Consider the following 18,802-nt stretch of genomic DNA (forward strand, 5'->3'; position numbering starts at 1 on the left):
GTAGCCCCGTACCATAGAATCTCCCACAGTTTGGATCGGTGCCAGCCCGCGATTTCCCGGCCAACACAAATCCCCTGTGGGAGCAAAGCTTGCTCGCGATAGCGGTGGATCAATCTACATCCAGTTTGAATGTGACCGCACAACAGCCGTTATTGCGTCGCCACCCTGCCCGTCTCATCACGCTCGCGGATAATCAACGCCTGATAGTGCGGATCGGCCTTGATCTGCTGTTCGGTGAATGGCAAGACACTCCACTGCTTCTGCGAAAACGCCTGGGTCTGGTCGGCCGAATAAGGCGATGCCGGGTCGCTGGAGAGAGAGAATGCCAGCAACCCCTGGGCCTGCGGACCTTTGCCGTCAAACGTCACCACTTGCAGATAACTGGTCCCGCTGACCACCTCCCGCTTGCCGTCCGCCCCGGGCACACTCTGGATCGCGTTGTAGATGCCCAGCTCCCCGGGACCGCCGTGAATCGGTGTCTGTCGGCTGCCGCTGCTGGCCACCTGGACGTCTTGCCATTGGCTGTCCTTCGACAAGCCGGCGACCTTCACCGTCTCCACCGAAGCCAGCATGGCATCGCGCACGGCCTTGAGCACGGCTGGCCGCTCGATCGCCAGGCCACGCGGTGTGTGTTGCGGGTCTTTGGGGTCGAACGCGACGCGCCATGAATCAGGCAGCGCCTCCAACCGGTCCATGATGTGCTGGAAATGCACGAACCCCAGGCCGCTCTTCAGGCCGGCCTTGCGATCCCAGGCCTTGAGGCTGGCACACGCCTCGACCAACGCCGAAGCCTCCACCCCCAAGTCACCGGCGCACACGCCGAGCAGGTCCGGCATCACCTGGTCAGCCAGGTAAACCTGATCGTCCATGACCATGCGCTGCAAATCCTCGACCTTCACCGGCCCGCTCTTGGCCAATTGGCCCATCCGGTCCAGCGCAAAACGCGCACGCAGTCCCAGGGGCTGGCCTTGCTGGCTGATCAACGGGGAGTAACCGGACAACGGCTGCGCAGGGTTGACCATCCAGGCCGAATCGTTGGAGTTCTGCACATAATCGCGACGCAGCAACTGCGGAAGCTTGTCGGCGGCATAAATGCCTTTTTGCACGGCGTTGGAATCGATATCCCAGGCACACTCGCTGCGAGAGCCATCCAGCACGATCAGTCGCAACCCGGCCCGGGGATCGCTGCACCGAGCCAGTTTCTCGGCGTCGACGTTCGGCACCACCGACACGTTCATGTAGAGGCTTTGCCCCTGGTCGTCCACCGCCAGGGTATTGACCCAGGGAATGCCCTGGATCTTATGGACCGCATCCTGCAGATCCTTGAGCGTGACCGCCTTGTTCATGGCGTACCACTGGGCCAGCACGCGATCGTTGTCCAGGTTCGCGTCCCGCAGGCTGTAGGCGAACCGGTTATCCCAATCCAGCCGGCCAGGCCATTGCACGATCGGGCCGAACTGCGAGCCATAGACCACTCGGGAAATCGTCTGCACCTGGCCGTCAGGTTGCTTGACGTCCACCGCAACCGTCTGCTGACTCATCGGCACAGACTTGCCGTCGAGCAGATAGCGGGTCGGGTCCTTCGGGTCGAGTTGCAGGCGGTACAGGGTGAAATGTTTCGAGCTGTCGACGGTGTGGGTCCAGGCCAGGTGCTGGCTGAAACCGATATTGATCATCGGCAGGCCTGGCAGCGCCGCGCCCATGACGTCCAGCTTGCCGGGAATGGTCAGGTGCATCTGGTAGAAACGCATGCCGCCCACCCACGGAAAATGTGGGTTCGCCAGCAACATCCCGCGGCCGTTGAACGAGCGCTCGCTGCCGATGGCCAGCGCATTGCTGCCACGCTCCAGGGCAAAACGCTGCTGCCGGGTTGCGGCGGCAGCGAAACCGGTGACCGGGGTGCCCGTCAGCGCGGTCGCCTGGGGCGGTTGCGCGCCGGCCAGAGCCTCGGCGAATTGGCCAACGCCGCCTTCCACCAACAGCCGACGGGTCAACTTGACCAGGTCCAGCGCCGTGATCGGCCGCACCCACTCGCTGGCACATTGTTCGGGCAGGCCTTTGGCCTTGCGTTCGACCAGCGCACGGTTGTAACCCGCCACGTAGCCTTCGACCAGTTGCTGCACTTGAGGTGTCTGGGCCTGCCAGAAAGCGGAAACCGCTTGCGGCGTGTTGAGCCAGCTGAAGAACAGATCGCTGACGCGGTTCTCCCGCTCCTCGACCGTGACCTGCTCCGGCCCGAAATAGCGCGAGCGCTGGGCGTTCACCGTGACAATCTCATTGGCCAACAGGCACAGGTTGTCCTGGGCATACGCATAACCGATGCCATAACCCAGCCCGCGTTCATCCTGGGCCCGGATATGCGGTACGCCAAAACGGGTGCGACGGATCTCGGCACTGGCCTGCTGCCCATCGTCTTGCGCATTGACCACGGGGCTGAGCCCGAGGGCGATCCCCAGAAAAGCGCCTGCGAGGCCAATCCTCGATAACTGCACGGACATTCTCACGTTCACTCCTGATGAAACTTCAGAAACCAGGACGGCTACCGGTGCGCCAGTAGACAAACACTCGACCCGCCTGGGAAATCACATGCCGCGTGCTGAACCGGAATGTGCCTACCTTGAAAACGAACCGGATGAAAAAAAATTAATGGCTGGCGACCGTTTGAACACGGGGGTTTGACGAAGCAGGGGCAATTTTTTCACATCATCGCCCTCATGATTGCGCGTCCTCGTTCGTCCTATTACAGGAGAGTATCCGTGACCTTTTCTGATCAGGCTGGTAAGGAGTTTTTGCATGCGTAACGCGCAACTGCCCATGGAGGGCAAGCCAAGGGCGAACGGCGTCTCGCTGAGCGCCCCCCACCGTGTATTCGACAGGCCGACGGAGCGAGGCGGCAATGACCACATCAGGCGTTTGCTCAAGAGCTTCGGGCTCAGGACCAGCCTGATTCGCCTCAAAGTCATCGACGCGTTGCTCAAGGCCGCCCACGAAAACCGCAGCCTGGGCGTGCGCGGGGTGCACAGCCAGTTGTTGGGGCTGGACATTCCATTGTCCTTTCTCAGCGTGCGTGAGGTGTTGAAGCGCCTGTGCAGCGAGGGCGTTGTCACCCTCAACCCGGATAAAAGCTACTGCCTGCACCCCAGTGCGATGGCCGTGCTCCAGGCCGAGGATTGAAGCCGGCGCTCAGGACTTGACCTTGCGCCGCATCACGCCATTGATCACCACCACGATGATCGCTACGGCGATGGCGATGTATTGAAACAGCTGCTCGCTGATCATGCCCTTGCCCTGCATCCAGGACAGTCCCAGCATGATTGCCAGGACGACGAGGACGATCAGAATCGAGTATTTCAAACGTTGTGAATGAGTCATTGCCAATTTCCTGAATGTATCCGTTCTGTATCCGAAGACTTGCCAAGCCCATACCGTATTGCGGGAATGGCGGGCTGCCAACGGGGTCCCATGGTACAGCCGAAGGAGCGTATTCGCGCAACCGCGGCGGTTAATCATGAGGAATTATGTATGTTCCGTCGTATCAGCCTATCAACAGCCTGAACACCCAGATCGCCACCGCCGCCGAGCAACAGAGCGCGGTGACCGAACAGTTGGCCTAGGGTTTGTTGACCGGGTACATATCCATTGCTGCGGTAACGGCGGCTTATGGTTCCGCTCTTACAGCGGGTCACTTTTGGAAGAGCCGGGAGCCGGACCAGCCAAAAGTAACCAAAAGCGCTTTGCCCCACCACTCGGTGCCTCGCCTAGGCTCGGCATGCCCTCACTCCGGCATTGCTCCGTGGGCCCGCCGCGAAGGGCCATCCATGGCCCAGCGCGGCTAACCCGGCATCCATGCCGGGTTGCCCACTCCACAATGCCTGCGTTCAGCCATCGTGGTTAACGGGGCGTCCCAGATCAAAAACAAAAGCCAGGCGGCCTAACAGCCGGCCTGGCTCTTACGGTCGTACACCCGTCAGATCTGTTTGAGCAGAACCTGTGGGAGCGAGCTTGCTCGCGATGGCGGGGCTCAGCCTCGATGGATGTCGAATGGGCTGATGCCTTCGCGAGCAAGCTCCCACAGGACTTTATTCGCCCTTGCAACCTGACAATTCTGTAATCCCCGCCTCAGCCCCCCGTCAGCTCGCGCTCACTACTCTGTTATCCTCTCTCCAAACCGTTCGACAAGAGACCACCTCCATGGCCAACCCCCTGCACCTGCTCGCCTTGAGCGCCCTGTTCATGACCACCCTGGCCCAGGCCGCCGAACCGGTCACCATTGATGTGCACCGCGACGCCAACTGCGGCTGCTGCAAAAAATGGGTTTCACATCTGCAAGAAAATGGCTTCAAGGTCAACGACCATGTCGAGGCCGACATGAGTTCGGTCAAGCAGCGTCTGGGGGTCGCGCCGAATCTGCGTTCCTGCCACACCGCCGAGATCAACGGCAAATTCGTCGAAGGCCATGTCCCGGCTGATCAGGTGCTGGCCTTGAGCAAGCGCGATGACTTGCTCGGCGTGGCCGCACCGGGCATGCCCATGGGCTCGCCCGGCATGGAAATGGACGGCATGAGCGATGCTTATCAAGTGATTGGCCTGAAAAAAGACGGGACCCAAACCGTAGTGGCGGATTACCCGGCTCACTGATGGGCGAAGCCTATATCGGCTTGTTCCTGGCGGCTTTCGGCGCGGCAACCTTGTTGCCGCTGCAATCCGAAGCATTGTTGGTCGGCTTGTTGCTCAGCGAGCGCCACGAGGTCTGGTTGCTGCTGGGGGTCGCCACGACTGGCAATGTCCTGGGTTCGCTGGTGAACTGGTGGCTGGGCACGCGCTTGGAGCACTTCAAGGATCGGCGCTGGTTTCCGGTCAGCCCGGCCCACCTGGACAAGGCTCGCGTGCATTACCAACGCTTCGGCCGCTGGTCGCTGCTGCTCAGTTGGCTGCCCATCATCGGTGACCCGTTGACCCTGGTGGCCGGGGTGATGGGCGAACCGTGGCGGCGCTTCCTGCTGATCGTGACCCTTGCCAAGGGCCTGCGCTATGGCGTTCTCGCTTTGGCGACACTGGGCTGGATGGACTGAACGTTCGGGCCGTTCGGTTGCCTGTGGTTAATGTCGCCATAATCGGGTCGCGCCAGGATCGGCGGCGGCCACAAGGAGATTGACCATGCCCCGCACCACCGCGCGCTGGTTGCCCAGCCTGTTCCTCACCGCCGCCCTGCCCCTGTTTGCCCAGGCCGCCAATCCGCCGGAGGGCCCGGCCTACGGAGCCCAGTTGGAGGGCTTCGAACATCCCTATACCCTCAAGCACTTCGCCTTCCAGTCCCAGGGCCAGTCGTTGCAAATGGGCTATATGGATGTGCCGGCCCAAGGCAAGGTCAATGGCCGCTCGGTGGTGCTGATGCACGGCAAGAATTTCTGTGCCGCCACTTGGGGCGATTCGATCAAGGCCCTCAGCGAGGCCGGATACCGGGTCATCGCAGCCGACCAGGTCGGCTTCTGCACATCGAGCAAACCCGAGTATTACCAGTACAGCTTCCAGCAACTGGCGAGCAATACCCAGGCCTTGCTCAAAACCCTCGGCGTACAGAAAGCCGTCGTCCTCGGCCATTCCACCGGCGGTATGCTCGCCACCCGCTACGCCTTGCAGTTTCCCGACCAGGTCGAACGCCTGGCGATGGTCAACCCCATCGGCCTGGAAGACTGGAAAGCCCTGGGCGTGCCCTATCGCACCGTGGACCAATGGTACGCGCGGGAGCTGAAGGTCACCGCCGAGGGCATTCGCAATTACGAGCGCACGACCTACTACGGCGGCCGCTGGAAACCTGAGTTCGACCGTTGGGTGGATATGCTCGCTGGCTTGAACAAAGGCCCGGGACATACGCAAGTGGCGTGGAACTCGGCGCTGATCTACGACATGATCTTCACCCAGCCGGTCTATTACGAATTCAAGGACCTGACCGTGCCCACCCTGCTGCTGATCGGCACCTCCGACACCACCGCCATCGGCAGCGACATCGCGCCGCCAGCGGTCAAGGCCAAATTGGGCCACTACGAGGTACTGGGCAAGCAGGTCGCCGGGCTGATTCCCCGCTCGACCCTGGTGGAGTTCCCCAATCTGGGGCATGCCCCACAGATGGAAGAGCCGGACCGGTTCCACAAGGCCCTGTTGGGCTGGCTGGACAAACCCACTCCCTGACGAGGTGTTCCATGGCGGTGCAAATAGCAGTCATAGACGATTGGCAAGATGTGGCACGTGGCGTGGTCGATTGGTCGGTACTGGACGGTGTCGGCCAGGTGACGTTTCTCCACGACTATCCCACTGACCGCGACACCCTTGCCGAGCGCTTGCAGCGCTTCGAAGTGATCTGCGTGATGCGTGAACGCACGGTGTTCGACGAGGGCCTGCTGCGCCGCCTGCCCAATCTCAAGCTGCTGCTCACCGGCGGCATGCGCAATGCCGCCCTGGACCTGAAGGCCGCCGCCGAGCTGGGTATCCAGGTGTGTGGCACCGACAGCTACAAGCACGCCGCGCCCGAACTGACCTGGGCGCTGATCATGGCCCTGACCCGCAACCTGGTGCAGGAAGCCAATGCCCTGCGCGCCGGCCTGTGGCAGCAAGGCCTGGGCGGCGACTTGCACGGCAAGACATTGGCAATCCTCGGCCTGGGCAGCATCGGTACCCGGGTGGCGCAGTTCGGCCAGGTGTTCGGCATGCGGGTCATCGCCTGGAGCCAGAACCTCAGCGCCGAGCGCGCCGCCGAAGTGGGCGTGACCTACGTCAGCAAACAAGCGCTGTTCGAGCAGGCCGATATTCTCTCGATCCACCTGGTGCTCGGCGAACGCACCCGCGGCCTGGTGGATGCCCAAGCGCTGGGCTGGATGAAACCCGAGGCGCTGCTGGTCAACACCTCCCGTGGGCCGATCGTCAATGAAACCGCCCTGATCGACGCCCTCCAACACCGGCGCCTGGCCGGCGCCGCCCTGGACGTATTCGCCCAGGAGCCCTTGCCCGCCGCCCATCCGTTCCGAACCCTGGATAACGTACTGGCCACGCCGCACCTGGGTTACGTCAGCCGACAGAATTACCAGCAGTTCTATTCCCTGATGATCGAAGACCTGCTGGCCTGGGCGGCGGGCCAGCCGATCCGGTTGCTGACGCCGGCAGGCTGAATCTAAGCCCCAAATACCCAGGACAACTCCTTCTGTGGGAGCGGGCTTGCTCGCGAATATGGTCTGTCAGTCACACATTTTCCGACTGATACACCGCATTCGCGAGCAAGCCCGCTCCCACAGATATAGCGTCTTTTCAGCGCCGACAATGGCCATCAAAACGCCTCTACCGCGCCCGCTCCTCAATGGTGCATCACGCCATTCCATCGCGCACGCCAATGAAACAACCCCGTCCCCATACACATTTTTCTTTTCAGAAAACTGCACTTCGTCGGTGCGTATCCCCCTTTGTCGTGTAAGAGATTGCCGACAAAAACCGTGATTGTCGGACAATACGACGAACCGAGCCGCACCGCTCTAGGTTCTGACCTAGACTGCCTAACTGGGGGGGAACCCAACCGGTCATCCAGACGAAAAAAAGTCGAAACTTTTCGCAACGGCGACAGGTCAGGTTAGAGGTAGGGCAACCGCGACTGGTGCAGTCCTTGCACTGGTCATTGCAACAGCTCCTTCAGCTGATTCGCTTCGCCGCATTGGGTAGCCGTTCGCTTTCCTTGCGTTGCGCTTGTGCGCCTGGCCGCAGGATTTGGCCAATGAAACAACAGCTCTGGCGCTTGCCGGAAACAGATCGAGAAAATGGGAGATATTTATGATCAGTGCTGCCTTGGAACCACAACAAGTCCGTTCTCAACTACCGCCCGCGGCCGAATCGCCAACGGCACCGGTGCTGGCCACCGGCGGCAAGGCACTGCTCCCCGTCGTTCGACAGAATCCCAACCGCAAGAAAGTATTGTTCGTCACCTCGGAAATCGCTGACCTGGTCAAGACCGGCGGCCTGGGCGATGTCTCCTCCGCACTGCCCCGGGCCATGGCTGGGCTGCATGATGTCCGGGTGCTGATCCCCGGTTATCCGCAAGTGATGAACAGCGGCAATCCGATCCACATCATCGGCGAACTGGGCGGCCACGCAGCGCTGCCGCCCTGCAAGATCGGGCGCATGGACATGGCCGACGGCCTGGTGATCTACGTCCTGATCTGCCCGGAACTCTTTGCCCGCGAAGGCTCCCCTTACGGTGCCAACAACGGTCGCGACTGGCCCGACAACCACATTCGCTTCGCCCGCCTGGGCCTGGCCGCCGCCGACATCGCCGCCAACCTCGCGCAGATCCACTGGTGCCCGGACCTGGTCCACGCCCACGACTGGCCAGCCGGGCTGGCGCCGGCCTATATGCACTGGCGCGGGCAACGCACCCCGACCCTGTTTACCATTCACAACCTGGCCTACCAAGGCGTCGTCAGCCTGGCGTCCTGCCCGGAGCTGGGCATCCCCGAACACGCCCTGCAGCAGGAAGGCATGGAGTTCTACGGCAAACTGTCGTTCCTCAAGGCCGGGATGGCCTACTCCAGCCATATCACCACCGTCAGTGCCACCTACGCCCAGGAGATCACCACCCCGGCGTTTGGCTGCGGGCTCGACGGTTTCCTCGCTGCCAAGACCCAACAAGGTTTGCTCAGCGGCATCCCCAACGGTATCGATGAAAGCTGGGATTCGGCCACCGACACCCACCTGTTCCGTCAGTTCGCCATGGGCGACTGGGAAGGCAAGGCGGTCAACGCGTCCCATGTGCGCGAACTCTTTGGCCTCGACGACTCCACTGGCCCGCTGTTCGCCGTGGTTTCGCGCCTGGTCTACCAGAAAGGCCTGGACCTGACCGAAGCGGTCGCCGAGTTCATCGTCGAGTCCGGCGGCCAGATCGCCATCATCGGCCGTGGCGAACCGGAGGAAGAACAGGCCATGCGTGAACTGGCACTGCGCTTCCCCGGACGCATCGGCGTGCGTATCGGCTTCAACGAAACCGATGCGCGGCGGATGTTCGCCGGCAGCGACTTCCTGCTGATGCCTTCGCGCTACGAGCCCTGCGGCTTGAGCCAGATGTACGCCCAGCGCTTCGGCTCGCTGCCGGTGGCGCGCAATACCGGAGGGTTGGCGGACACCATCGAAGATGGCATCACCGGTTTCCTGTTCGATGAGTCCACCGTGGAAAGCTACAAACAGGCCTTGAGCCGCGCCTTCAAGGTCTTCGAGTTCCCCGACCTGCTCAACGCCATGCGCTGCCGGGCCATGTCGGCGCCGTTCAACTGGTGCCAGGCCGTGGAACCCTACGCCGAACTTTACGAACAGCTGGTGGCTAAGTCACTGGGAAAATCGGCCAGACAATGAGGTAACGATGACGTCAAGGACGCCTGAAACATGGACCCACGGGGCGGTCATGCTGGATGACGAGCACACCCGCTTCGCCCTCTGGGCCCCGGATGCATTTTTTGTCAGTGTCGAGCTCGACACTGGAGATTCAATACCGCTACTGCCCCAAGCCGACGGCTGGTTCATGATCCAGACCCGTTGCCCCGCTGGCACCCGCTACCGCTACAACATCGATGGCGAGCTGGAGGTGCCGGACCCGGCCTCGCGCGCCCAGGCCGGCGACATCGATCGCCAGAGCGTGGTGGTCGACCCGCATGCCTACCCCTGGCGACACACCCAATGGTCCGGCCGCCCCTGGCACGAAGCCGTAATCTACGAGTTGCACGTGGGCGCCCTGGGTGGTTTCGACGGCGTCGAACAGCATTTGGCACGCTTGGCCGGGCTGGGCATCACCGCCATCGAGCTGATGCCATTGGCGCAGTTTCCCGGTGATCGCAACTGGGGCTACGACGGCGTCCTGCCCTACGCACCCCAGGCCTCCTACGGCACGCCCGAACAGCTCAAGCATCTGATCGACAGCGCCCACGGCCATGGGCTGTCCGTCATCCTGGATGTGGTCTACAACCACTTCGGCCCCGACGGCAACTACCTGCACCGTTATGCCAAGGGGTTCTTCCGTGAAGACAAGCACACGCCCTGGGGCGCGGCGATTGATTTCCGTCGCCGCGAAGTGCGGGACTTCTTCATCGACAACGCGCTCATGTGGCTGCTGGAGTACCGTTTCGACGGCCTGCGCCTGGACGCGGTACACGCCATCGAAGACCCGGACTTTCTCCAGGAGCTGGCGACCCGGGTGCGCGAGCAGGTGGACCCGATCCGGCATGTCTGGCTGACCGTGGAAAACGAACACAACCAGGCCCACCTGCTGGAGCATGTCTACGACGCCCAGTGGAACGACGACGGGCACAATGCCCTGCACGTGCTGCTGACCGGTGAGACCGACGCCTACTACGCCGACTATGCCGAGCAACCGACCGAACAACTGGCCCGTTGCCTGAGCCAGGGTTTCGTCTTCCAGGGCCATCTCAATCGCCATGGCGAAGCCCGGGGCGAGCCCAGCAGTCACCTGCCGCCGAGCGCGTTCGTGCTGTTCCTGCAGAACCATGACCAGATCGGCAACCGTGCCTTGGGCGAACGCCTGCATCAGCTCGCCGCACCCCAGGCCCTGCAGGCAGCGACAGTCTTGTTGCTGTTGTCACCGATGATCCCGCTGCTGTTCATGGGCGATGAGGTGGCGGCCGAACAACCGTTCCTGTTCTTTACCAGCCACCACGGCGAGCTGGCAGAGCTTGTGCGCGAAGGCCGACGCAACGAATTCAAGGCTTTCAGTGCCTTTGCCGATCCGCAGCAGCGCGAACGAATTCCCGATCCCAACGCCGCCAGCACCTTCGAGGCTTCACGCCCAAGCCTGGAGTCGCGAGGCCCGGAGCAGCAGGCCAACGAGGCACTGTATCGGCAACTGCTGAAAATCCGCCGTGAAGAGATCGTCCCGCGCCTGCCCGGTGCCCAGGCCCTGGGCACCGATGTGCTGGGCCATGGCGCCATCAGCGCACGCTGGCGATTGGGCGATGGCAGTGTGTTGCGCATCGACTTCAACCTCGGCGATCAGCCCGTCGAACACAATGCCCCGGAAGAGGCACGCATTCTTTTCGAACATCCGCAGCAAGTCATGGGTCTGTTGCAACAGGGCGCCCTTGCGCCCTACAGCGCGCTGGTCAGTCTGACGCAGGCGACAACCTTGCCCAACATCACTGGAGAGCGCCTATGAGCGATGCGCAACTGGAAATCCTCGCCAGCCGAGCGGGCCTGGCGGTGGATTGGATCGATGCCAATGGCCGGGCCCAGAAAGTCTCGCCGGCGGTCTTGCGTTCGGTCCTCACCGGCCTGGGCCATCCGGCCGGCAGCGCCCAGGAAATCGACGCCAGCCTGCTGCAATTGCAGGAAGCTCAACAGAACCATCAATTGCCACCGCTGATCACCGCCGACGTCGGGGTCAGCCTGGACTTGAGCCGCTACTTCGAGGCCGGGACGCCCTGCGAAATCAAACTCGAAGATGGCGCGACACTGAACCTGAACCTTGATGCCGATGCCAAGCTGCCGGGGATGGTCCCGGTGGGTTATCAGCACATCAGCATCCAGGACCAGCATTTCACCCTGGCCGTCGCGCCGGCCCGTTGCTACAGCGTGGCCGATGCGGTGGACGACCCGACGCCACGGGCCTGGGGCCTGAGCGCGCAACTGTATGCCCTCAGGCGTCCCGGTGACGGTGGCTTCGGTGACACCCAGGCCTTGGAGGAGCTGGCACGGGTGGCCGGCGAGCGCGGCGCCGAGGCCGTTGCCATCAGCCCGATGCACGCGATGTTCAGCAGCGACACCGGGCGCTACAGCCCCTACTCACCGTCGAGCCGACTGTTCTTCAACAGCCTGTACGCCGCGCCGGGCACCATCCTCGGTGAACGTGCGCTGCGCACCGCCATCGACGCCACCGGCCTGACCAATCAACTGCGCACCCTGGAAGAGCAGCCGCTGATCGACTGGCCGGTCGCCGCCCAGGCCAAGCAAAAAATCCTGCGTGCCCTGTACGACGGCTTCAGCCAGGGTGAGCATCCGTTGCATGAAGACTTCAGCAGTTTCCGCCACACCAGCGGCGAAGCCCTGGAAAACCATTGCCGCTTCGAGGCCTTGCAGGCCGAGCGCGCCGCCCGGGGTGAAAGCCTCGACTGGCGCCACTGGCCGGAAAAATGGCGCGATCCGCGCAGCGCGGCCCTGGCCCATTTCGCCGAGGAAAATGCCGATGAGATCGGCTTCTACGCTTTTTGCCAATGGTTGATCGCCCGCTGCCTGGAGCGCGCCCAGAGCGCAGCCCAATCCAGCGGCATGGGCATCGGCCTGATCGCCGACCTGGCAGTGGGTGCCGATGGCGGTGGCAGCCAGGCCTGGAGCCGGCAGGACGAACTGCTCGCCTCCCTGACCGTGGGCGCCCCGCCGGACATTCTCAACCGCTCCGGCCAAGGCTGGGGGATCTCGGCGTTTTCCCCGGAAGGCCTGGTGCGCAACGGCTTTCGCGCCTTCATTGAAATGCTGCGGGCCAACTTCGCCCACGCCGGCGGCTTGCGCATCGATCATGTCATGGGTTTGCAACGGCTCTGGGTGATCCCTAACGACGCCCCACCTCGCGATGGCGCCTACCTGTATTACCCGGTGGACGACCTGCTGCGCCTATTGGCGCTGGAATCCCATCGTCATCAGGCTATCGTGCTCGGCGAAGACCTCGGCACCGTGCCCGACGGCCTGCGCGAAAAACTCATTGCCCGCTCGATCCTGGGCATGCGCGTGCTGTTGTTCGAACAGGACAACACCCACTTCAAGCCCATTCTCGACTGGCCGGACAATGCCCTGGCCACCACCAGCACCCACGACTTGCCCACGCTCAATGGCTGGTGGCACGGTCACGACATCGACTGGAACGCCCGGCTCGACCTGATCGACTCGCACACCGAAATGGATTGGCGCAAACACCGCGAGCGCGAACGCGAAGGCCTGCGCCAGGTGCTGAACCAGGACCCGCAGAACTTTCGCGAAGAACACCGCGAGACCGACCAGGTGCTCGATGCCAGCGTGCGCTTCCTCGGTCACACCCGCGCGCCGCTGGTGCTGTTGCCGCTCGAAGACGCCCTGGGCATCGAGGAGCAAGCCAACCTGCCGGGCACCATCGACACCCACCCCAATTGGCGCCGCCGCCTGGCCGGGCCAAGCCAGACGTTGCTGGATCACCCGGACGCTGCCCGGCGTCTGGAAATACTCGCCTGCGCGAGGCTTCAGGCGAACGAGCGTGACCGATGAAACAGCCGTTGATCCAACCCCTGCGGGCAACATTGCGCCTGCAGTTTCATAAAGGCTTCACCCTGGACGATGCCATCCCCCAGGTGCCGTACTTCGCTTCGCTGGGCATCAGCCACCTGTATGCCTCGCCGCTGCTCAAGGCCCGCGCCGGCTCCATGCACGGCTACGACGTCGTCGACCCGACCCTGGTCAACCCTGAACTGGGCGGCGAAGCCGCGCTCAAGCGCCTGGTCGCGACCTTGCGCGAACATCGGATGGGCTTGATCCTCGACATCGTGTCCAATCACATGGCCGTCGGCGGCAACGACAACCCCTGGTGGCTGGACTTGCTGGAATGGGGGCGCCTGAGCCCCTACGGTGAATTCTTCGACATCCAGTGGCACTCCCCCGACCCACTGATGGAAGGCCAATTGCTGCTGCCGTTCCTGGGCAGCGACTATGGCGTGGCGTTGCAGGAAGGCACCTTGCAGCTGCACTTCGATGCCAACCACGGCAGCTTCTACGTCGAGCACTACGAACACCGCTTCCCGATTTGCCCGATGCACTACGGCGAACTGCTCAAACCCGCCGAAACCTTGCCCGCCGAGCAAACCGAAGCGCTCAAGGCCCTGGCCGAGCGCTTTACCACGCTGAATTACCAGACCGACGCCCACACCCTCGCCCGCCCGCTGCAAACAGAGTTGCAGGAGCTGGCGGCACAAGCAGACATCTTCGCCGCCATCGAGGACAACCTGGGCGGCTACGACTCTACCGACGCCGAAGGCTTCGAGCGCCTGCACCAACTGCTCGAGCGCCAGAGCTACCGGCTCGCCAGCTGGCGCACGGCAGCGGACGACATCAATTGGCGGCGCTTTTTCGATGTCAACGAACTGGGTGGGCTGCGGGTCGAGCGTCCAGCGGTATTCGAGGCGACCCATGCCAAGATTTTCCAATTGATCGACGAAGGATTGGTGGACGGCCTGCGCATCGATCACATCGACGGCCTTGCCGACCCTCGTGGTTACTGCCGCAAATTGCGCAGGCGCGTCGATTCACTGTCGCCGACCCGACACCTGCCGATTTTCGTCGAGAAGATCCTTGGCGACGGTGAAACGTTGCGGCGGGACTGGAACATCGACGGCAGCACCGGTTACGAATTCATGAACCAGGTCTCGCTGCTCCAGCATGACCCGGCCGGCGCCGCCCCCCTCGCCGAATTCTGGAACCGGCATAGCGAGCGGCCAGCGCACTTCATCGAAGAAGCCCGCCTGGCCCGCCAGCAGATCCTCAATGGCTCCCTGGCCGGAGACTTCGAAAGCGTCGCCCAGGCCTTGCTGCAAGTGGCCCGTGACGATGTGATGACCCGCGACCTGACCCTGGGCGCGATTCGGCGGGCCTTGCAGGAACTGATCGTGCACTTTCCGGTGTATCGCACCTACATCACACCTGTGGGCCGCTCCGCCGAAGACGAGGTGTTTTTCAACCAGGCCCTGGAAGGCGCCCGGCAAACCCTCAGCGAAGCCGACTGGCCGGTGCTCGACTGCCTGGCCGGCTGGCTCGGTGGGATGCCCTGGCGGCAACGCCCGCGCGGTAGCCAGCGTAAACGCCTGCGCCATGCCTGCGTGCGTTTCCAGCAACTGACCTCGCCGGCCGCCGCCAAAGCCGTGGAGGACACCGCGCTCTATCGCTCGGCGGTGCTGTTGTCGCGCAATGACGTGGGCTATAACACCGAGCGCTTCAGCGCCCCGGCCCAGGAGTTCCATCAAGCAGGCCTCGAGCGACTCGAACATTTTCCCGACAACCTGATCACCACCGCTACCCACGACCACAAGCGCGGCGAAGACACCCGCGCCAGGCTGGCCGTGCTCAGCGAACGCGCCGATTGGTACACCGCCTGCGTGGAGCAATGGCGCATTCTTTCGCCTTCGCTGCACAGCGACCCGGCGGCGCCCTCGGCCGGTGATGAACTGATTCTGTACCAGGCCTTGCTCGGCAGCTGGCCGCTGGACCTCGACCTCCAGGACCACAAGGCCCTGGCCGCCTACAACGAGCGCCTGTGGCAATGGCAACGCAAGGCCCTGCGGGAAGCCAAGCTGCAAAGCAGCTGGGCGGCGGTCAACGATGCCTATGAGCAAGCCACCCAGATGTTCCTCGAACGGTTACTGCTGGGCGATGAGGGGTTGCCCTTGCGCAGTGCCATCGCCGAGGCGGTCCAGGCCATCGCCCCGGCGGGCGCCCTCAACAGTCTGGCGCAAACTTTGCTGCGCATGACCGTACCCGGCGTACCGGACCTGTACCAAGGCAACGAGTTCTGGGATTTCAGCCTGGTGGACCCGGACAACCGTCGCCCGGTGGATTTCCAGGCACGCCGCGAGGCGTTAGGGGCCGACAGCACGCCAGCCGCGTTGATACGCGATTGGCGTGACGGCCGAGTCAAACAGGCATTGATCGCCAGGACGCTGGCTGTGCGAGCCGAGTATCCGCAGCTATGGCGCCAGGGTCGCTACCAGCCCCTGGAAGTGCTCGGTGAGCAAGCTGAGCGAGTACTGGCCTTCATGCGTGAAGACTCGCAACAACGGGCGATCATTGTTGTACCTGTCCATGCGGCGCCGTTGCTGGAAAACAGTGCCGTGCCGCTGGTGGCTGCGTCGGATTGGGGCGATACCCGTGTGTCGTTACCGTTCGCCGCTGGGGATGAAAAACTGAAGGGACTTTTTTCAAGCGCAACAGTCACACCCCAAAGGGAGCTGCTGATCAGCACCGCGCTGGGGAATTTCCCGGTCAATGTCTTTATCCAACCTTGAGTTGAATCAGGAGCACTGCGATGAGTACCGACGATAAACGCATTCGCGAATTCGCCTATCAGATCTGGGAGTCCGAGGGTAAGCCCGCCGGGCAGGAGAAACGCCATTGGGAGATGGCGCGCAAACTGGCCGAAGCCGAAGCACTGGCGCCGAGCAAGCCACCCAAGGCGGCGAGCAAATCAGCGGCCAGCAAAACCGATGGCGTCAAGCCTGCTGCCGCCAAGAGCACCACGGCCAAGACCGCCGCAAAAAGCACGCCCCCCAAGGCCAAGCCTGCGGCCAAAGCTGTTGCGACCACCGCAGACAAGAAGCCACGGGCCACACGCAAGCCGCCGGCGGTTTGATTCATCCCCCTATCGGTCTCGTTGCCAGGTGGGAGCAAAGCTTGCTCGCGAAACAGGCGCCTCGATTTCTGAAGGAGCGCATCGCTTCATCGCGGGCAAGCCTTGCTCCCACAGAAAAGCAACGTTGTCCCACATAGCGGGGCGGTGCGACGTTTCGCTAAATCCCCTCGCCACAAGTGAACCGCATCGCTGTATCTGTCTGTCTTTTGCAGGAGCAACTATGACCCGTCCAAACAAAACCACGCCGCCGCCCGTGATCGAGGCTTCGCGGATTCGTGAGGGGCTGCCTTTTCCACTGGGTGCAACCTGGGATGGCCTCGGGGTCAATTTCGCGCTGTTTTCAGCCAATGCCACCAAGGTGGAACTGTGCATTTTCGATGATGCCGGCGAAGTCGAACTCGAACGCATCGAGCTGCCGGAGTACACCGACGAGATTTACCACGGCTATCTGCCGGACGCCCATCCAGGGTTGATCTATGGCTACCGCGTCTACGGTGCATACGACCCGGCGAACGGCCACCGTTTCAACCCGAACAAGCTGCTGATCGACCCGTATGCCAAGCAACTGGTCGGCCAATTGAAGTGGTCCGAAGCCCTCTTCGGCTACACCATCGGCCATCCCGATGGCGACCTCAGTTTCGATGAACGCGACAGCGCCCCGTTCGTCCCCAAGTGCAAGGTCATCGACCCGGCGCACACCTGGGGTCACGACCATCGCGTCAGCGTGCCCTGGGACAAGACCATCCTGTATGAGACCCACGTACGCGGCCTCACCATGCGTCACCCTTCGGTGCCGGAGAACGTGCGCGGTACGTTCGCCGGGCTGATGGTCGACGATGTGCTGGAGCATATCCGCAAGCTGGGTGTCTCGTCGGTGGAACTGCTGCCCATCCATGCCTTCGTCAATGATCAGCACCTGCTGCACAAAGGCATGACCAACTACTGGGGTTACAACAGCATCGCCTTCTTTGCCCCGGACCCACGCTACCTGGCCAGCGGCAAGATCGCCGAGTTCAAGGAGATGGTCGCGCACCTGCACGAGGCCAACCTGGAAGTCATCCTCGACGTGGTCTACAACCACACCGCCGAAGGCAACGAACAGGGCCCCACCCTGTCCATGCGCGGCATCGATAACGCTTCGTACTACCGGCTGATGCCCGACGACAAACGCTACTACATCAACGATTCCGGCACCGGCAATACCCTGGACCTGAGCCATCCTTGCGTTCTGCAAATGGTCACCGACTCCCTGCGCTATTGGGCCACGGAGATGCACGTCGATGGCTTCCGCTTCGACCTGGCGACCATCCTGGGTCGTTACCATGACGGCTTCGACGAGCGCCACAGCTTCCTCGTGGCCTGTCGCCAGGACCCGGTGCTGCGCCAGGTGAAAATGATCGCCGAGCCTTGGGACTGTGGTCCCGGGGGCTACCAGGTGGGACGTTTCCCGCCGGGCTGGGTCGAGTGGAACGACAAGTTCCGCGACACGGTACGCGCCTTCTGGAAGGGCGACGACGGCCAGCTCGCCGATTTCGCCAGCCGAATGACGGCTTCGGGCGAGATGTTCAACCAGCGTGGCCGGCGTCCGTACGCCTCGTTGAACTTCGTCACCGCCCATGACGGTTTCACCCTGCATGACCTGGTGTCGTACAACGACAAGCACAACGAGGCCAACGACGAGAACAACCAGGACGGCAGCAATAACAACCTGTCCTGGAACCATGGCGTCGAAGGCCCGACGGACGATCCAGAGATCAACGCGCTGCGCCATCGACAGATGCGCAACTTCTTCGCCACCCTGCTGCTGGCCCAAGGCACGCCGATGATCGTCGCCGGCGACGAGTTTGCCCGTACCCAGCACGGCAACAACAATGCCTATTGCCAGGACAGTGAGGTCGGCTGGATCAATTGGAACCTGAGCGAGGACGGCGCGGCGCTGCTCAAGTTCGTCAAGCGCCTGATCAAGTTACGCCTGACCTACCCGATCCTGCGGCGCGGACGGTTCCTGGTGGGTAACTACAACGAGGATATCGGCGTCAAGGACGTGACTTGGCTGGCCCCGGACGGCAGCGAAATGACCATTGAACAATGGCAGGACAGCCATGGTCGCTGCCTCGGCATGTTGATGGACGGCCGTGCCCAGGAAACCGGCATTCGGCGCAAGGGCGGCGATGCAACGCTGCTGCTGGTGGTCAACGCACACCATGACATCGTCAACTTCCGCCTGCCGGAAGTCCCCGAGGGCAGTTTCTGGACCTGCATGGTCGACACCAACCAGCCGACCGTTCGTGGTCAGGAGCGCTTCGATTTCGATTCCGAATACTCCGTCACCGGACGCTCGCTGCTGCTGTTTGAGTTGCAACGCGAAGAAGAGGAATGAAGTACCGGCTGTAAAGCGCCAGGAGG

13 protein-coding genes are annotated in these 18,802 nt (G+C 62.6%); 11 read left to right on the forward strand and 2 right to left on the reverse strand.

What is annotated here, in order from left to right; genetic code table 11:
• Positions 1-149 precede the first annotated feature (149 nt).
• A complete protein-coding gene (locus CFII68_RS23810) occupies positions 150-2,498 on the reverse strand; it encodes an acylase (protein WP_018601333.1) in 2,349 nt (782 codons plus the stop codon).
• 295 nt (positions 2,499-2,793) lie between these two features.
• Here CFII68_RS23810 and CFII68_RS23805 point away from each other — a divergent pair, with 295 nt between their 5' ends.
• Positions 2,794-3,174, forward strand: coding sequence for a hypothetical protein (locus tag CFII68_RS23805; protein ID WP_018601335.1), 381 nt, complete (start codon positions 2,794-2,796; stop codon positions 3,172-3,174).
• Between the two features lie 9 nt (positions 3,175-3,183).
• Here CFII68_RS23805 and CFII68_RS23800 read toward each other — a convergent pair whose 3' ends face one another.
• Positions 3,184-3,372, reverse strand: coding sequence for a hypothetical protein (locus CFII68_RS23800; protein WP_018601337.1), 189 nt, complete (start codon positions 3,370-3,372; stop codon positions 3,184-3,186).
• 819 nt (positions 3,373-4,191) lie between these two features.
• On the opposite strand from CFII68_RS23800, the gene CFII68_RS23795 reads away from it, so the two are divergent.
• The 10 genes from CFII68_RS23795 to glgX all read left to right on the forward strand — a co-directional run bounded on the left by CFII68_RS23795 (position 4,192) and on the right by glgX (position 18,776).
• Positions 4,192-4,638: a DUF411 domain-containing protein gene (locus CFII68_RS23795; protein ID WP_018601343.1), complete on the forward strand. Its 447-nt coding sequence runs from the start codon at positions 4,192-4,194 to the stop codon at positions 4,636-4,638.
• Positions 4,638-5,072 (forward strand): YqaA family protein, encoded by a 435-nt coding sequence (locus CFII68_RS23790; RefSeq protein ID WP_014338249.1) that lies wholly within the window; start codon positions 4,638-4,640, stop codon positions 5,070-5,072. The genes CFII68_RS23795 and CFII68_RS23790 overlap by 1 nt, the downstream gene beginning before the upstream one ends.
• Positions 5,073-5,157: 85 nt before the next feature.
• The gene (locus tag CFII68_RS23785) at positions 5,158-6,189 is read left to right on the forward strand and encodes an alpha/beta fold hydrolase (RefSeq protein WP_018601350.1); all 1,032 of its coding nucleotides are present in this window, start codon (positions 5,158-5,160) and stop codon (positions 6,187-6,189) included.
• A gap of 11 nt (positions 6,190-6,200) precedes the next feature.
• Positions 6,201-7,163 carry a D-2-hydroxyacid dehydrogenase family protein gene (locus tag CFII68_RS23780; RefSeq protein WP_018601352.1) on the forward strand — a complete coding sequence of 321 codons (963 nt, stop codon included), beginning with the start codon at positions 6,201-6,203 and terminating at the stop codon, positions 7,161-7,163.
• Between the two features lie 649 nt (positions 7,164-7,812).
• Complete coding sequence (glgA, locus tag CFII68_RS23775; protein ID WP_018601354.1) at positions 7,813-9,384, forward strand: glycogen synthase GlgA; 1,572 nt, start codon at positions 7,813-7,815, stop codon at positions 9,382-9,384.
• Positions 9,385-9,391: 7 nt separating this feature from the next.
• Complete coding sequence (gene treZ, locus CFII68_RS23770; RefSeq protein WP_033062384.1) at positions 9,392-11,194, forward strand: malto-oligosyltrehalose trehalohydrolase; 1,803 nt, start codon at positions 9,392-9,394, stop codon at positions 11,192-11,194.
• Positions 11,191-13,269, forward strand: a complete 2,079-nt coding sequence (malQ, locus tag CFII68_RS23765) for a 4-alpha-glucanotransferase (protein ID WP_018601358.1) — start codon at positions 11,191-11,193, stop codon at positions 13,267-13,269. The genes treZ and malQ overlap by 4 nt, the downstream gene beginning before the upstream one ends.
• The gene (locus CFII68_RS23760; protein ID WP_018601359.1) at positions 13,266-16,052 is read left to right on the forward strand and encodes a malto-oligosyltrehalose synthase; all 2,787 of its coding nucleotides are present in this window, start codon (positions 13,266-13,268) and stop codon (positions 16,050-16,052) included. Before malQ ends, CFII68_RS23760 begins: the two co-directional genes overlap by 4 nt.
• 20 nt (positions 16,053-16,072) lie before the next feature.
• Complete coding sequence (locus CFII68_RS23755) at positions 16,073-16,396, forward strand: DUF2934 domain-containing protein (RefSeq protein ID WP_018601361.1); 324 nt, start codon at positions 16,073-16,075, stop codon at positions 16,394-16,396.
• A gap of 220 nt (positions 16,397-16,616) precedes the next feature.
• Positions 16,617-18,776, forward strand: a complete 2,160-nt coding sequence (glgX, locus tag CFII68_RS23750; protein ID WP_018601363.1) for a glycogen debranching protein GlgX — start codon at positions 16,617-16,619, stop codon at positions 18,774-18,776.
• Positions 18,777-18,802 lie beyond the last annotated feature (26 nt).

Source organism: Pseudomonas sp. CFII68, from assembly GCF_000416195.1.
Lineage (GTDB): Bacteria > Pseudomonadota > Gammaproteobacteria > Pseudomonadales > Pseudomonadaceae > Aquipseudomonas > Aquipseudomonas kilonensis.

Coding starts and splice junctions, on each gene's coding strand:
- CFII68_RS23810 (WP_018601333.1), bottom strand. CDS start 2,498: ATGTCCGTGCAGTTATCGAGGATTGGCCTCGCAGGCGCTTTTCTGGGG.
- CFII68_RS23805 (WP_018601335.1), top strand. CDS start 2,794: ATGCGTAACGCGCAACTGCCCATGGAGGGCAAGCCAAGGGCGAACGGC.
- CFII68_RS23800 (WP_018601337.1), bottom strand. CDS start 3,372: ATGACTCATTCACAACGTTTGAAATACTCGATTCTGATCGTCCTCGTC.
- CFII68_RS23795 (WP_018601343.1), top strand. CDS start 4,192: ATGGCCAACCCCCTGCACCTGCTCGCCTTGAGCGCCCTGTTCATGACC.
- CFII68_RS23790 (WP_014338249.1), top strand. CDS start 4,638: ATGGGCGAAGCCTATATCGGCTTGTTCCTGGCGGCTTTCGGCGCGGCA.
- CFII68_RS23785 (WP_018601350.1), top strand. CDS start 5,158: ATGCCCCGCACCACCGCGCGCTGGTTGCCCAGCCTGTTCCTCACCGCC.
- CFII68_RS23780 (WP_018601352.1), top strand. CDS start 6,201: ATGGCGGTGCAAATAGCAGTCATAGACGATTGGCAAGATGTGGCACGT.
- glgA (WP_018601354.1), top strand. CDS start 7,813: ATGATCAGTGCTGCCTTGGAACCACAACAAGTCCGTTCTCAACTACCG.
- treZ (WP_033062384.1), top strand. CDS start 9,392: ATGACGTCAAGGACGCCTGAAACATGGACCCACGGGGCGGTCATGCTG.
- malQ (WP_018601358.1), top strand. CDS start 11,191: ATGAGCGATGCGCAACTGGAAATCCTCGCCAGCCGAGCGGGCCTGGCG.
- CFII68_RS23760 (WP_018601359.1), top strand. CDS start 13,266: ATGAAACAGCCGTTGATCCAACCCCTGCGGGCAACATTGCGCCTGCAG.
- CFII68_RS23755 (WP_018601361.1), top strand. CDS start 16,073: ATGAGTACCGACGATAAACGCATTCGCGAATTCGCCTATCAGATCTGG.
- glgX (WP_018601363.1), top strand. CDS start 16,617: ATGACCCGTCCAAACAAAACCACGCCGCCGCCCGTGATCGAGGCTTCG.